We start from the raw sequence: 15,166 nt of genomic DNA on the forward strand, positions 1-15,166 counted from the left end.
AACCGTCTCTCTCCAGCTTACGTTTTTTATTGTAAATATGCTCTTATTGTTTCTCAAACATGTCCTTACCTACTCCGCAAAGTGGACAAACCCAATCCTCAGGTATATCTTCAAAAGCTGTTCCTGGTGCAATTCCACCATCGGGGTCCCCTTCTTCAGGGTCATAAACATAACCGCATACTGTACAAACGTATTTATCCATAGTTACCCTCCTAATTAATTTGAGCCGAAAAAAGAGATTCGAGCCCATCGTATTGTAATTACTACAATATATATTCCCAAATTTTATCTCGCATAACACCTTTTTTTAAAATTTCTTTCAATTTTAAGAGCCCTTTGGTGTTTAGTCGGTTTATACTTCTGGGTATCCACAAAATCTCTGATTTCTGGAGCCTCCGTATTTTGGGAAATCAAATGTTGTATTTCATTATACATATAGCATTTAAGATTTTCAAGCCTTACTCTGATATCATCACCGCTACTCATAAAAGCACACCTCTGTCCCCTGCTCTTAATATTCGCCAAGCAGTATCTATGTATTTATTTTAAAAAGATTCTCAGATTTACTCCCAAGAATCTTCTTAATAACTAATACATTATATGCAATTAATGAGCAAACAGGCACTTAAATTCTTCGATTTCGGGTTACTATTAAAATTCCTCCCAATATGAGTATAATCGGTACAAGGTAGGTTCTAAGTACCCATGAACTTCCCAGAGAAAAAGTAAAGAAAATAAGTGATAAGCCACCCAGAATAAATACAGGAATCAAAAGTCCTTTTTCTCTTGTGCCGAAAAGGTAAAGTTCAAAGAGTCCTACTGCAACTGCAAGTATAAAGCCCGGCCACATAAAGGACCACAAGTCAAACAGCATCGAAATCTGACAGGTAAGACCTGTTACAAGTAAAATGCCTCCCGGTACCAATAAGCCTGCATCCGGCGTTTTTGCCGTAAAGTATGCGTAATGAAAAATTACTCCGGGAATTATGAGGAACATAGGCCAGAAATGTGCAAAAAGAAAACCTATATCAAAAATATCAAAATAAATTTCAAATATACCGAAATTACTGAGTAGAAAAAGTACCCCTAATATTATAAGTACCAACCCTATAATCATGGTACCTCTGTGCCTGTTATTCATAAAAATCCTCCTTAAAAGTACTTAAGTAACATATATAAGAATGTCAATCCAGCTGTCTTGTTCTTATATACTATTATAAGTATAAACTTTTAAAAAGTCTGAATCAGAAGAAAATAAATTATCTATGCCTCTTCTACTCTTACAGAGCCTTTCTCTGAAAGTACATCTTCCCTTGAAACCTTCCACATAACATACTTCAATCCGGTTGCAACAATATCCGCTATCTTCATTACTGTACCAAGTCTGGTATTCTGAAGAATCATAAATTCCATAAATCCTCCGGCATTAACGATACCGGTAACATGCATGTGTCCCACAGGCTCCAGTTCCTTGTTCAATGCAGAACCCGGTCTTATAGAACCCTTTCCTACAGAAATAAAACCGACGTGATCTGCCCTTCCCAGTGAAGCATCAACAGCAATTAAAAAAGGTTTTTCATATCTTTTGTATATACTTTCAATTGTCTCCTGAAGATTCTTTGCGTGAACCGGACTTTCCAAGTCACCATAAACATATACATTACCATAATTCATTCCTCTGAGTTTGTATCCGATAATGGGCCCAAGGCTGTCCCCGGTTGACCTGTCTGTTCCGATACATATAATAACAATTTCCCGGTATCCATCTGTTTTACAGTTTGTTAAAGTCTGGTACAGAGCATCTGAGAAAGACAAAATTGCAGTTGCATTATTAGAATCTATATATTTTAAATTTTTAACCTTGCTGCCTGAATTCATACTGCTTTCACCATCTAATCCCTTCTATAATGATTTATTAAGTAGTATTGACAAGAATAAGATTAAATAGTACGTTCTTAACAAACTATGTTAAAATATATGTAAATATAAAAAAAGTATGTTTTAAGTGATATACGAAAGGTTGATACTTATTGTCAAATAAAATTGTTAAAGAATTTGCATCATCAGAATCAAATTTCATAGAAGATATAATAGATGGAATGCAGGATTGGGTCAGAGTCATAGACAGAGACGGCAAGGTTTTATTTGTCAATAAACCAATGCGTGAGGGTCTGGGCTATGATGCTGTTGGCAGAAAGTGCTTTGAGGTTCTTGGCCGTTCCTCCCCTTGTCCAAATTGTATATCAAGCCTCAGAGGTGAAAATCTTCCTAATTCTAAGGAAGAAGCAATAAACGGACGTGTTTTTTCAGTCACAAGCTCCCCTTTAAAAAGTTTTCAATCAAACAACGTGGAAGCTGTTATTGAGGTGCTCCATGATATAACTGAACTCAAGGTGCTAAGTCAGGAACTGGAACGGCAGAATGAACAGCTTAAAGAGGATCTCTCCATGGCAAGGAAACTGCAATGCAGTCTTCTCCCAAAACAGCAGTCTGTTGGAGAAAAAATAAGTTTTAGCTATATTTATAAACCCTGCGAAATGATTGGCGGTGATTTCCTTGATATTTTTGAAATTGACGAAGATCACGTAGGTATTTATATCGCTGACGTATCCGGTCACGGAGTTGCGGCATCCATGCTTACAATGTTTTTACGTGCTGCTATAGACAAGTCCTCTCTTTCGCCGTCAAAGGTACTGACTCAACTCTATCACGAGTTCAATAAGAACGGTTTTGAAGACGAGCTTTATATTTCCGTATTTTATGGAATAATAAATATATCGGATTATAGTTTTTCATACTCAAATGCAGGGCTAAACGTTTCACCTATTTTATTTTCAGGAGAAGACTTCAAGCTGCTGAGAACTAGGGGAATACCAATCAGCAACTGGGTGGATAACCCTGAATATACTGAAGTAACACAAAAGCTTAATCCAAAGGACAGATTGTTATTCTACACTGATGGAATAATTGAGATTAAAAACAAGTCCAGTGAGCAGTTTGGGGAGGACAGAATCGTTGAGCATTTTTTAAGGAAAGACTTAAAACCCTCAAGTATAATATCCAAGCTTGTTGATAAAGCTTTGTCCTTTTCAGGCAGCAGTATGCACGATATAATGGACGATATTACCGTGGCTTTGCTGGAAATGAAATAAATGTTGTTATATTTGTTATAATTAATAGAAGGCTTAAAAACATTATTAAGGAAGTGTATTTTAGTGAGTATCAATGATATTGCACAAAAACTGGAAAATTTAAAAAACATGGGATATATAATACCCCATAAATCCTTATTAAAAAATTCTCAGCAGATTGAAGGTATCCGTAAAAGCGGTAAGATTACTACTCAGATACTTGATTTATTAGAGAAGGAAGTTAAACCCGGCATAACAACTGCAGAAATTGATAAAATAGTGTATGAATACACAGTTGCACACAATGCAATTCCGGCACCACTGAATTACAACGGGTTTCCCAAAAGCGTATGTACTTCTATAAACAATGTTGTCTGCCACGGAATTCCCAATGAAAAAACCGTACTCAAATCAGGAGATATAGTGAACATTGATGTTTCTACCATTTTAGACGGATATTTTTCAGATGCAAGCAGAATGTATATGATAGGCGATGTTCTACCGAATGCAAGGAAGCTTGTAGAGGTAACTAAAGAGTGTCTTCATATCGGCACAAAGCAGGTTAAACCTTTCGGTTCAATAAATGATATAGGAAGAGCCATTGAGCCTTTTGCCAATAAAAACGGCTATAGCGTTGTTCGTGATTTAGGTGGTCATGGTGTGGGAGTGCACTTCCATGAGGACCCCCATGTCGATCACTTTCGAAGGAAGGACATGGGATTCCTGATACTTCCCGGAATGGTATTTACAATAGAACCTATGATAAATGAGGGCAGTTACAGAGTCCAGATTGGAAAAGACAATTGGACCGTGACCACAAAAGACGGTTCTTTATCTGCCCAGTGGGAATACACTATAGCTGTTACACAGACGGGTTATGAGATACTTGCACATTAACATTAAGCATCCAATCTGCAAGTTCGCTTATTCCTTCACCTGTTTTACATGATACCTCAATAATCTTTGCATTTTCATTTAATGCCTTAACGCCTTTGTAAAAGCTGTCCTTATCAAAGTCGATATAAGGCATTAAATCTGTCTTGTTAAGTACAACAATATCAGCAAGTTCAAACATTGAGGTATATTTGTAAGGCTTGTCATGTCCCTCAGGAACACTGGCAATAACCATTTTTATACCTTCACCTAGATCAAAGGAAGAAGGACATACAAGATTTCCTACATTTTCTATAAAAAGGATTGCCCCATCCTTTAGTTGTAGACTCTCTGCAGCGCTTTTTATCATGTTTGCGTCAAGGTGACATCCTCCGCCGGTATTTATCTGAATAACAGGATTACCTAGCTTGTCTATTTTTTCTGCATCAATAGAAGAGGCAATATCACCTTCAACTACAGCTACATTTGCTCTGTCACCAAAAGCTTCTATAAGCTTCATAATAGTACTGGTTTTCCCTGAACCCGGTGAAGCCATTATATTAACAGCCTTTATTCCCTTACTTTTAAAATAATTTCTATTTTCCTCTGCAAGCCTATCGTTGGCATGCATTATGTTTTTCATGACCTTTATTTCCATAAGTACCTCCAATAAGTTTTATCAAAAATTCACATTCTAAAGCTTCTTCGGTTGTTCCCGCCGGACGATTTGCCTGTATCGCTCCTACTTATAACAGGCAAATGCAGTCTCAACCTTACGGATATCATTCTGATGGCAAATATTACTCCTACACATAGATAAATGTTAAAACTAAGGCTAATCCGTCCATACATGAAGTAAAACAAAAGAGAGCCTATAATTGACGGTATGGCATATATTTCACTTCTGAATATCAATGGAATCTCATTAACCATTATATCTCTTAGTATGCCTCCGCCAACCCCGGTTATAACTCCCGCAAAAACAATGCCGAGAAGTGGCAGGCCATATTCCATCGCCTTATATGTAGCGGTTACGGTGAAAACTCCCAGCCCTACTGCGTCAGCCAGCACTATAAAGGACATAACCCTGTTAACCATGGTATACAGCAGGCAAGTAGCAATCATCGTTGCTGTTATGGCAGCGAAATACCTCCATTGTACGAAAAAAACAGGTACCTCTCTTCCAATAACAATATCCCGTATAATTCCACCACCGGAGGCCGTCGCCATGGCCAGCACATAAATACCGAATAAATCAAGCTTGTTCCTGATTCCCACAAGAACTCCAGATACAGCAAAAGCTACTGTACCTATTATATCAACTATGCTCAAAACCAACATGAAGCTTCCTCTCAGCATAAATTAAGACCCACTCCGGCAGCATATTATACTTTATAATATGAAAATGCTGAAAGAATGTGTTTTTGTTATTCAATTTCAAGACTTTCGATATAAAACTCCCTGCCTACACCAGTTGGCATACCAAGTCCCCCGCACTTGGGGCAGTCAAAACCTGTGGTGGGCTTTATAAATACCTCGCCGCATTCTTTGCACTTGAATTCAGCTTTTACACGTCTGAAAACAAGTTTTGCTCCATGGGCAATGGTGCCTTCGCTCATAATATCAAAATACATTTGTACCGAGTCATCAACTATAGTTGATAAATCTCCTATTACAAGCCGTATTTCCAGTATTTTTGATGCCTTAACCCGCTTGGCTTCATCTAAAACAAGCTTTAGCATCGACTGGGTTACCGCATATTCATGCACGTCCATAACCTCCGTGTCTCAATATATATGTTTTATCACATAATATTATATCCACAAACACTAAAATTCAGAGAAAGCCTTATCTTCCTCTGAATTTTAAGTAGTATATATAAATTCACTTATTATTATACCTAAGCTGTAACCTTGCTGTTATCGCTTTCAGCTTCCTTTGGAGGCTGAACTGCTTTGTAATTTTCCTTTTTGGTTTGTGCAGTTTTATGCTCCGCACTTGCTACAATACATTTCTTTGGGCAAGCTTCAACACATGCATTGCATATTACGCACTTAAACTGGTTAATTTCCCAGGACTTCTCGGCTTTATTTACCACTATAGCATTAGCCGGACATTTTCTCTGGCAAATTCCGCAGAAAATACATTTATCTATTTCAATACCTTCAATCTGACCTCTGGAATCCTTGAATGGTTCTCTTTTTTCAATAGGATACATTCTGGTTGCAGGCTTTGAAGCAAGATTCTTAAATACATTTTCCATCATCTTAAACATCTCTTATGACCTCCTATCTACCAAATACATTTCTATTATCTCTCGGTACAGGATATGCATGGGTCAATGGTCAGAATAAGCATAGGTACATCTGCAAGCTGACTTCCCGGCAACATCTTCAGAAGTGACGGAATATTTGCAAATGTAGGAGTTCTAAGTCTCAATCTATCCAAATTCTTTGTACCATTTCCTCTTAAATAATAGAGAACTTCACCTCTTGGCTGCTCAACTCTTGAAATTACATCACCCTTTGGTGGGAATCCCTTAAAAGGAACAACATGCTCGCCTTCAGGTATCTTTGCTATAGCCTGTTTTATAAGGTCAATAGACTGATAAACCTCTTTGAGTCTTACATAAGTTCTTGCATAGCAGTCACCATCATTATGAGTAATAGGCTCAAAATCCAATTGTCCGTATGCAGAATATCCTGTGGTTCTCATATCCGTAACAATACCGCTTGCTCTTGCCATCGGTCCTACTGTACAATATTCGATTGCATCAGCTTTTGTGAGGACACCCACTCCAACCAACCTGTGCTTAACTGTATAATTGTTGAGAAATACTGCTTCAACCTGTTCCAAATCATGCTTAATATCATCAACTGTTGCAATAATCTTAGCCATTTGTTCTTTAGTCAGGTCTCTTCTTGTACCACCTATTGTATTACATGAAATAACAACCCTGCTTCCGGCTGTTTCTTCCATTATATCCATTACCTTTTCTCTATCTCTCCATGTCTGCATGAAAAGACTTTCGAAACCAAAGGCATCTGCCAGAAGCCCTAACCAAAGCAAGTGACTGTGCATTCTGTGAAGCTCTGCCCAGATAACTCTCAAAAACTTTGCTCTGTCTGATATCTCAATATTCATCAATTCTTCGATACCCTGACAGTAAGCCATTGCATGCATTACACTGCATATACCGCAAACTCTTTCAACAACAAATGTGTTTTGAGTAAACTCTTTTGTTTCAGTTAGCTTTTCAAGCCCTCTGTGAACATACCCAATAGCAGGTATTGCATCTACAATATTTTCATCTTCCATAACTAGCTTGATGTGAAGGGGTTCCGGAAGCACAGGATGCTGTGGCCCAAAAGGAACTATAGTTGAACTCATTATGAATTACCCCCTCTTTTTTCAATAGTTATTTGCTGTCTTAACATTGGTGAACCAAGTTCTTCCTCTGAGAGAAGCATATGTCCGCCGTAATCTACTACAATTCCGGTGATATTTACTCCAAACAGTTCCTTTATCTCATTTTCAACCAGTAAAGCACTGACATAAACTTTTGAAATACTTGGAACTTCTTCATCCTTCTTAACAGTAATCTTTAAATTCTTCATTTTATAGTCGATATCAAAATGATATACAATATCTATAGTGTCATCACCGTTATCTACACTAGTTGTAGTAACGAATCTGTATCCATCATACTTGCACTTCTGAACTTCTGCAAGTAGCTGATCACTTGTAATTTCCACCAAATTTTCAATCATTCTATTCTTACCTCCATGAGCCTTGACAGCCCTTATTTAGCTACCTTCTTCATTGCATCAGCCTTTTCGTCAAGTTTACCTATAGCCTGAACTATACCGTCTATAATGGCTTCAGGTCTAGCACAGCAGCCCGGAACAAATACATCAACAGGAATTACGTTTTCAACTCCGCCAAGTACATTGTAACATTCCTTAAAAATACCTCCTGTACATGCGCAAGCTCCAATGGCAACGACGCACTTAGGGTCAGGCATTTGATTGTATATATTCTTTAATACAAGTTCGTTTCTCTTATTTACAGAACCGGTTACAAGCAATATATCAGCATGTTTTGGGTTACCAACATTTATAATACCCAAACGCTCTGCATCATACATTGGAGTGAGGCATGCAAGTGTCTCAATATCACATCCGTTGCAGCTTGTACAGTCGTAATGCATTATCCAGGGTGATTTCTTCCTTGATTTGCTTATTATACCCATACAATTCACCTTTCTTACAGGATAGGCTGCTTGCAAATATCTTTTGTCAGCAAGCAACCTCCAATATATTTAGTAGTTCCTATTAAGGAATCAGATACATCCATACAATATTTACCAGAGCTGCTCCGATACCTGCAACCCAAGTAATTTTAACCATCCACTGCCAGGTAACTCTGGCACTGATATTATCAATAACTATTTCAAAGAAATAACATACTAATGCTATTAATATACCTACCCATAAAGGTTTTGCAAAAAACAATGAAATTAATCCCATGAGCAGTACCAAATCAATCCAGTCTGTCAATTCCAGCAATGCCAACTGAGTACCTGAGAACTCCGTGGTCACACCCTTTATCAATTCCTGATGACCATGGTGAGAAGTTGCAAAGTCAAATGGTGACTTTCTCAGCTTTATTGTCAAAACATAGATGAATGCTAAGAACAAAAGAGGCAAACTGTACAACAGAGGTTTGTCGTGGTTGAAAATATCAGAAATCATAAAGCTTCCTGTTACCTTGTACACCCCAACAACCATTAACAGCAAAACAGGTTCATATGCCATCATCTGCATAATTTCTCTCTGAGCACCAATCTTACTGTATGGGGAACGCACACTCATTGCACCCATTATCAGTGATATGCCTGAGAATGCCAGAATAAACATAAGCATAAGTAAATCCTGTTTTAATACCAGCATAACCAGAGCACCTATTGCAAAGAACAAATGTCCTAGAACATAAACCATCTGAGTCTGGTTAACAGCAATTCCCTGCTTGCCCAGCAATTTAAAGAAATCATAGAAAGGCTGAAGCAGTGGAGGTCCAAATCTATTCTGCATTCTTGCAGTAATTTTTCTGTCAATACCAAAAAGTAATCCACCCAAAATCGGAGCAGCTATTATGGCAATAACAGCAGTTAAAATATTGTTTATGCTCATAATCCGATCACCACCCCTAACAAAATTATTATAATTGCACCTGCAGCAAGGTTGAGCCAGAAAGTCAGCTTGTTTTCACCAAAAACAGACTCCATGTAATAGTTTCTAACAACTACCTTCTCAACTTTGTCACCGGGGCTAATAAACTCTAACCCTCTTAAATCTTCATCTACATTACTACCGCAAAGATATGGCGGTTTTAATCTTGCAGGCTTGATTCTGTTTGCAATGATAGGTATTGCAACCATCAATATCAAAATCACACCGAAGAATATTATGGAAGCAAACCCTCCATATACAGCCTGATTAACCTTTTCCAACCATACTCCCATACCGGTTCCGGAAAGCATCTCTTTGTCAGAAATATTAAATGCCATTATCTGAGGCTTTACAAACTGGTTATACAAAGGAGCGATTCCTATACTTGCTGCCATTACCAAAGCGATTAACACAGACAAAGCAGCTCTGATTGAGAAAGCAAGCTTTTCCATATGATACTTAGGTTTGTAGGACATTGTAAGAATCATTCCAATCCACTTTGACCAGAATACAACTGTAAGCGCACTTCCCAGTATTATGAATAACAATACTATTGGGTTGTGTACAGCCGTCTCTATTGCCATCCACTTTGTTATCAAGACACCGAAAGGTGGCAAAAGCATTGAAATCTGACCGATTACTGTAATAACTGTTGTAAACGGCATCTTTTTGAATAAGCCCTGCATATCTTCGATATCACGGCTGCCAATACCAAGCTCAATAGTACCCACGCAAAGGAAGAGTAATCCTTTTGATACGGCATGGAAAATCATAAGCAGAACAGCAGCAGCGAGAGAAATTCTTGTACCGATTCCTGCGCAACATATAATCAATCCAAGGTTTGCTATTGTTGAGTACGCAAGAACCTTCTTGGCATTACTCTGGCTTATTGCTATGGCTGAAGCAGCAACAAAAGTAAATCCTCCGGCAACAGCAACCAGCTGTCCAAGTATTGTACCTGAGAAAGCAGGAGCAATTCTTACAACCAGATAAACACCGGCCTTAACCATTGTACTAGAGTGAAGCAATGCAGATACAGGTGTAGGCGCAACCATGGCTCCCAATAACCAGCTCTGGAATGGGAATTGCGCCGACTTTGTAAAACCTGCTATGCACAGGAGACCAAGTGCTATTGGCATCATTCCGGCAAAAGTGCCCTGCATTCCCGAATTTGATATAGCCTGTATTGAAAGTGTATCCAGGCTTGTGTTTACCATTAATATAGCGATGATAAAAGCTACACCGCCCACTGAGTTAATCCACAACGCTCTTAAACCGTTTTTAATGGCTATTTCAGTCCCGTCATGTGATATGAGCAAGAATGAGCAAAGTGTTGTTACCTCCCAGAAGAAATACATCCAGGATAGATTATCTGTCATTACCAATGCGTTCATTGCACCAAGGAATATGAAAAGTATCATAAAGAATCTTGGTTGCCTTGATACTTTCAGGTGCAAGTGATGTTCATGCTCCTTCATGTAGCCAAGTCCGAAAAATGTAACAATCGGGCCGATAATTGAAACAAGCATTATCATTATTAATGACAGATGGTCAATTACAAATGCCTGTTCAGGTTCGTGAACCTTGCCGAACACTCCAAATATCTCAAATAAAACCCAAGGAATAAATTGTAATACTGTTAATACAAGTACTATTGCTTTTTTATGCTTTATACCTATATACCCGATGTAGCAGAAGAGTAAGAAGTCAAGTCCTTTAATCAACCCACCGACAATCTCGAGTACATGCTCATCCATCTGGAAAACCAGTTTTCCTTCAGGAGAGTTAATCATAAGTGCTATGAAGCCGCCTGCCACTGCAAAAAGCAGCAGAGTAGAAATGCTCACTACAGCAATACGCACCTTCTGATTCTTCAGAATCAAGCATAATGCTGCGCTTAGTGCAGGCAGCAGAATAGCTGCCAGTAATAAATACCAATCCACAGCTTATTCTCCTTTCAAAATGTAATTTTAACCCTCATATTTTTAAGAATCTCATTATTAGTTACATAATAAAATTCTAAAAAAGACAAAAAAATAATAAAGTCAGACTAAATCCCTTATCAATGATAATTTATAAATGGTGCTTTAGTCAATCTCGCTATTAGGTAAAAAAAATATTCAATTATTACTTTTGTCACTTATTCTCCTGCAATGTCTTCCGTTTATCAATTTACAGATTTTTTTCAAAGTAAATTTAATAAAAGCCTATGTTTTAAGGCATTTGAATAAGTTTTAGCTGTGTATTGTATACAAAAATTGTAGAAAGCTACTAATAGTGTTCCAATTTCCCTTTACAGGATAGTTTTATACTAGTATTTCTCACTGCTTCTTAACCGTGTACAGGTGTATTTTCCATAAAATTAACTAGAACCGGTAAAATTAACTTGAATATGTACTTTTGTATTATTATAATGTATAAATTAAATATAAGGATTTTTGGAACAGGGTAAGGAGTATTACTACATGGAGTTATGGAACAAGTATCAATCTACAATTAAAAAGTTTTTTTTGATTTTGCTTATTTTCGCTGTGATTTATCTGTCTATATCGTACCTTTTGCCATTTTTCGCCCCATTTGTTATAGCTTTAATCGTTTCCTATATAAATGAACCGGTTATCAAGCTGCTCCAAAGATTTAATATATCGAGAAAGGCTGCAGCTGCTATATCCCTGTTATTTACAATGTCAGTACTTGGATTTGGTTTGACCGTAGGAATTATAAAAATATATAATGAATTAATAGTTTTACAAGACAACCTAACGGCATATTCCAGTGATATATCCGTTAAAATTAACGGATTAATAGACAAAGCAACAATATTTTACAACGGGCTTCCGGATCAGGTAACCAGCACCATAACCAAAAATCTTGTATCGTTTTCGGAAAAAATCGGATTTATGATAACTTCAGTTATTCAGTACGTAATAAATACCGTATCCTCTATTCCAAGGTTGACGGTTTTTGTTATCGTAACCATTCTGGGTACATATTTCATAAGCAGCGACAGGAAAAGTATTTCTTCCTTTTTCTACAGACAGCTTCCCTTTTCATGGAGAAAAAATATAGCCAGCTTGAAAAAAGATACCTTCAAAGCACTTCTGGGTTACTTTAAAGCTATCCTTATTCTCATGGGCTTTACTTTTATAGAAGTAAGCGTAGGCTTGTTTATTTTAAATGTAAAATATGCATTTCTAATAGCCTTGGTAGTGGGCCTATCAGATGCAATTCCTATTATGGGTACAGGCGTGGTAATGGTTCCGTGGATTTTATGGACCGTAATATCGGGAGATATGCCTCTTGCCCTTGGTCTTAGTATAATTTATGTTCTCGGTATACTTATAAGGCAGATAATGGAGCCCAAGATAGTGGGCAGCCAGATAGGACTGCACCCATTGGTAACTCTCCTTGCAATGTATATTGGGTTAAAATTCTTCGGAATAATAGGAATGTTTGTGGGCCCTATAAGCATCATCGTGGTGAAGAAGCTTCAGGATTCGGGTGCAATGCGGTTATGGAATGATTAACTTCAAATTGACAGCTGCCCAACTACAACTCTGTCATTACCGCCGTAGTCTTTTAGCACCTGTATATTGATAAAGGACTCCTCCATTAGGGCGGAAACCTTTTCTCCTTGATTATACCCGATTTCAAAGGCCAGCCAACCAAGGTTATTAAGATATTCAGGGGCTTTGGCTGTAATTTTTTTATAAAAAACAAGTCCGTCTGCACCGCCGTCCAGTGCTAATTCAGGCTCATAACTGCGGACTTCCTTTTGAAGACCTGATATTGTTTCTGTTTCTATGTATGGCGGATTACTGACTATAAAATCAAATTTGTAATTGCCTTTAAGTGCTTCAAATAAGTCTCCGCAAAAAATCTCCACTCTGTTTTGGACTCCGTTCAACTCACTGTTAGCTTTTGCTACCTTAATTGCTTCCTTTGATATATCACAAGCCACAATACTGCATTCAGTGCAGAAATGTGCAATGCTTACTGCTATACAACCTGAGCCTGTACACATGTCCAATACATATAACCTTGCATTACTACCCTCGTTCTGCCTTTGAAATCTCCGCTTTTTTGCCAGCTCAATAACCTTTTCCACTAAAATTTCCGTGTCCTGCCTTGGTATAAGCACCGCAGGAGTTACCATAAACCTTAATGACATGAATTCCGTGTCCCCTACGATATATTGCAGTGGAATATTCTTAGCACGTTGAGCCAGCATATGGTCAAGTTTTGCTTTTTCATCAGGGCTCAATTCTCTGTCGCCGTGGGCATAGAGATATGCCCTTCCGCAGTTAAGTACCTGACAAAGCATGACCCCGGCTTCTTGTACCGGGGTCTCAATATTTGCATTTTTTAATTTATCTTCCGCATAATGTGTGAATTCATTTATATTCATATTTCACCGTTATATTCTTTAGTCTTTTCCCCAATCATCGCTGATTTCGCTGTTTGGAATAACTTCATTGAAAGCGGCTATTGCTACTTCAATCTGACTGTCATCAGGCTCTCTGGTAGTAAACTTCTGAAACATTAAGCCTGGTGCGCTGAATACCTTGAACAGCCAGTTGTCATGTCTCACCGCAAATTTTATAAGTTCCAGAGATACTCCTGCTATAACAGGCACAAGAAGAATCCTGATTGCGGCATTTAGAAATATATTATGCCATCCGGTAAATGAAAATATTAAAATACTGATTATCATTATGGTAAAAAATAGTGATGTCCCGCATCTGGGGTGCTTTGTAGTATATTTTCTTACATTATCAACTGTAAGCTCGTCACCGTGCTCATAACAGTGTATTGTCTTATGCTCTGCACCGTGATATTCCCATACCCTTTTCATATCTTTCAGCAGTGAAACGAGGGCCAGGTATCCTATAAATATACCTACTCTAAGGGCTCCTTCTATGAGGTTCTTAATTACAACTCCTTCTACAGGTATAAAACCTGCTATCAGGTTTGGAAGCAATATAAATAACCCCACACTTAAAAAAATGGATAGCACTACTGAAAAATATATTGCTATATCTGTTATCTTGTCTCCGAATTTTCGCTCAAGAAATTGCTCGAATTTTGAAGGCTCATTACTTTTATCATCATCTTCAATATCTATAAATTCGGCAGAATACATAAGAGCCTTAACTCCTATTACCATCTGGGAAAATAGATTTACAGCGCCTCTTACTATTGGAATCTTGGACAGCTTACCTTTCGGCTTTTGCGGATGTTTTTCAACAATTATCTCTCCATCCGGCTTCCTAACTGCCGTAGCCCTGTACTCCGGCCCTATCATGAGAAGGCCTTCAAGTAGAGCTTGACCACCAATCGTTGTCTTTTTCATTTTTCCTCCTATATTAAAAACAGAGTTGGTAAAACCACCGTATACACAGACTTATCTATATAAAGACTTAACCCTTAAAAAAGATTATAACTCGAATATTATTAAAAGAAAAGATTAATAGCAATTTGTTTACAGATATGAAACAAAAGACCGGGAAAAACATTCCCAGTCTTTATAATACCTTCATTATGCGTTATCAACAATACCGTATTTCTTCTTAAACTTATCAACACGTCCACCAACATCAATGAGCTTCTGTCTACCAGTGTAGAACGGATGACACTTTGAACAAATTTCAACGTGAAGGGCTTTCTTTGTAGAACCAGTTGTAAAAGTCTCGCCGCAAGCACACTTTACTACTGCTTCAGAATATTCTGGATGAATTCCTTCTTTCATTGCTTTTCACCTTCTTTCAAAACATAATTGCAATGTCCTCAATGAACAGCATTATTATTATATATTCAACGTACAATAAAATGTACTTAGTTGCTTATTAAAGAGGCAAGTGATATTTTAACATAAAATCAAATACACCGCAATACCTTTTTTAGTACTTACGATAAGTACCATATATTGGA

19 protein-coding genes are annotated in these 15,166 nt (G+C 37.7%); 3 read left to right on the plus strand and 16 right to left on the minus strand.

Features of this window, described 5'->3' with window-relative positions; genetic code table 11:
* Nucleotides 1-43: 43 nt before the first annotated feature.
* From rd to yyaC, 4 genes are all read right to left on the minus strand, one after another.
* Nucleotides 44-202: a rubredoxin gene (gene rd / locus CLO1100_RS19085; RefSeq protein ID WP_014315411.1), complete on the minus strand. Its 159-nt coding sequence runs from the start codon at nt 200-202 to the stop codon at nt 44-46.
* 83 nt (nt 203-285) lie between these two features.
* On the minus strand, nt 286-486 hold the full coding sequence (locus CLO1100_RS19090) for a hypothetical protein (protein WP_014315412.1): 201 nt from the start codon (nt 484-486) through the stop codon (nt 286-288).
* A 139-nt stretch (nt 487-625) separates the two neighbouring features.
* Nucleotides 626-1,141 carry a DUF5668 domain-containing protein gene (locus CLO1100_RS19095; RefSeq protein ID WP_014315413.1) on the minus strand — a complete coding sequence of 172 codons (516 nt, stop codon included), beginning with the start codon at nt 1,139-1,141 and terminating at the stop codon, nt 626-628.
* 122 nt (nt 1,142-1,263) lie between these two features.
* The gene (yyaC, locus tag CLO1100_RS19100) at nt 1,264-1,878 is read right to left on the minus strand and encodes a spore protease YyaC (protein WP_014315414.1); all 615 of its coding nucleotides are present in this window, start codon (nt 1,876-1,878) and stop codon (nt 1,264-1,266) included.
* A gap of 152 nt (nt 1,879-2,030) precedes the next feature.
* On the opposite strand from yyaC, the gene CLO1100_RS19105 reads away from it, so the two are divergent.
* The gene (locus CLO1100_RS19105) at nt 2,031-3,152 is read left to right on the plus strand and encodes a SpoIIE family protein phosphatase (protein WP_014315415.1); all 1,122 of its coding nucleotides are present in this window, start codon (nt 2,031-2,033) and stop codon (nt 3,150-3,152) included.
* Nucleotides 3,153-3,215: 63 nt separating this feature from the next.
* A complete protein-coding gene (gene map, locus CLO1100_RS19110; protein WP_014315416.1) occupies nt 3,216-4,028 on the plus strand; it encodes a type I methionyl aminopeptidase in 813 nt (270 codons plus the stop codon).
* Here map and hypB read toward each other — a convergent pair.
* The 9 genes from hypB to CLO1100_RS19155 form a co-directional block, all read right to left on the minus strand.
* Complete coding sequence (gene hypB / locus CLO1100_RS19115) at nt 3,994-4,662, minus strand: hydrogenase nickel incorporation protein HypB (RefSeq protein WP_014315417.1); 669 nt, start codon at nt 4,660-4,662, stop codon at nt 3,994-3,996. The two genes, map and hypB, sit on opposite strands and share 35 nt — an antisense overlap.
* Before the next feature lie 29 nt (nt 4,663-4,691).
* Complete coding sequence (locus tag CLO1100_RS19120) at nt 4,692-5,363, minus strand: trimeric intracellular cation channel family protein (RefSeq protein ID WP_242836631.1); 672 nt, start codon at nt 5,361-5,363, stop codon at nt 4,692-4,694.
* A 68-nt stretch (nt 5,364-5,431) separates the two neighbouring features.
* Nucleotides 5,432-5,779 carry a hydrogenase maturation nickel metallochaperone HypA gene (hypA, locus tag CLO1100_RS19125; RefSeq protein WP_242836634.1) on the minus strand — a complete coding sequence of 116 codons (348 nt, stop codon included), beginning with the start codon at nt 5,777-5,779 and terminating at the stop codon, nt 5,432-5,434.
* A 125-nt stretch (nt 5,780-5,904) separates the two neighbouring features.
* The gene (locus CLO1100_RS19130; protein WP_014315420.1) at nt 5,905-6,279 is read right to left on the minus strand and encodes a 4Fe-4S binding protein; all 375 of its coding nucleotides are present in this window, start codon (nt 6,277-6,279) and stop codon (nt 5,905-5,907) included.
* A gap of 35 nt (nt 6,280-6,314) precedes the next feature.
* Nucleotides 6,315-7,394, minus strand: a complete 1,080-nt coding sequence (locus CLO1100_RS19135; RefSeq protein WP_014315421.1) for a nickel-dependent hydrogenase large subunit — start codon at nt 7,392-7,394, stop codon at nt 6,315-6,317.
* Nucleotides 7,394-7,774, minus strand: coding sequence for an NADH-quinone oxidoreductase subunit C (locus CLO1100_RS19140; RefSeq protein WP_014315422.1), 381 nt, complete (start codon nt 7,772-7,774; stop codon nt 7,394-7,396). The genes CLO1100_RS19135 and CLO1100_RS19140 overlap by 1 nt, the downstream gene beginning before the upstream one ends.
* Nucleotides 7,775-7,806: 32 nt before the next feature.
* Nucleotides 7,807-8,256 (minus strand): NADH-quinone oxidoreductase subunit B family protein, encoded by a 450-nt coding sequence (locus CLO1100_RS19145; RefSeq protein WP_014315423.1) that lies wholly within the window; start codon nt 8,254-8,256, stop codon nt 7,807-7,809.
* Nucleotides 8,257-8,338: 82 nt separating this feature from the next.
* The gene (locus CLO1100_RS19150) at nt 8,339-9,196 is read right to left on the minus strand and encodes a complex I subunit 1 family protein (protein ID WP_014315424.1); all 858 of its coding nucleotides are present in this window, start codon (nt 9,194-9,196) and stop codon (nt 8,339-8,341) included.
* Complete coding sequence (locus CLO1100_RS19155; RefSeq protein ID WP_014315425.1) at nt 9,193-11,178, minus strand: NADH-quinone oxidoreductase subunit L; 1,986 nt, start codon at nt 11,176-11,178, stop codon at nt 9,193-9,195. Before CLO1100_RS19155 ends, CLO1100_RS19150 begins: the two co-directional genes overlap by 4 nt.
* Nucleotides 11,179-11,700: 522 nt before the next feature.
* Here CLO1100_RS19155 and ytvI point away from each other — a divergent pair.
* Nucleotides 11,701-12,762 (plus strand): sporulation integral membrane protein YtvI, encoded by a 1,062-nt coding sequence (gene ytvI, locus CLO1100_RS19160; RefSeq protein ID WP_014315426.1) that lies wholly within the window; start codon nt 11,701-11,703, stop codon nt 12,760-12,762.
* Nucleotides 12,763-12,764: 2 nt separating this feature from the next.
* On the opposite strand, the gene prmC is transcribed toward ytvI, so the two are convergent.
* The 3 genes from prmC to rpmE all read right to left on the minus strand — a co-directional run bounded on the left by prmC (nt 12,765) and on the right by rpmE (nt 14,984).
* Complete coding sequence (gene prmC / locus CLO1100_RS19165; protein WP_014315427.1) at nt 12,765-13,643, minus strand: peptide chain release factor N(5)-glutamine methyltransferase; 879 nt, start codon at nt 13,641-13,643, stop codon at nt 12,765-12,767.
* An 18-nt stretch (nt 13,644-13,661) separates the two neighbouring features.
* Nucleotides 13,662-14,588, minus strand: a complete 927-nt coding sequence (locus CLO1100_RS19170; RefSeq protein WP_014315428.1) for a DUF1385 domain-containing protein — start codon at nt 14,586-14,588, stop codon at nt 13,662-13,664.
* 186 nt (nt 14,589-14,774) lie between these two features.
* Entirely contained in the window at nt 14,775-14,984 is a 210-nt protein-coding gene (rpmE, locus tag CLO1100_RS19175) for a 50S ribosomal protein L31 (protein WP_014315429.1), read from the minus strand.
* Between the last annotated feature and the right edge of the window lie 182 nt (nt 14,985-15,166).

Source organism: Clostridium sp. BNL1100 (assembly GCF_000244875.1).
In the GTDB taxonomy this organism is placed as follows: domain Bacteria; phylum Bacillota; class Clostridia; order Acetivibrionales; family DSM-1351; genus Ruminiclostridium.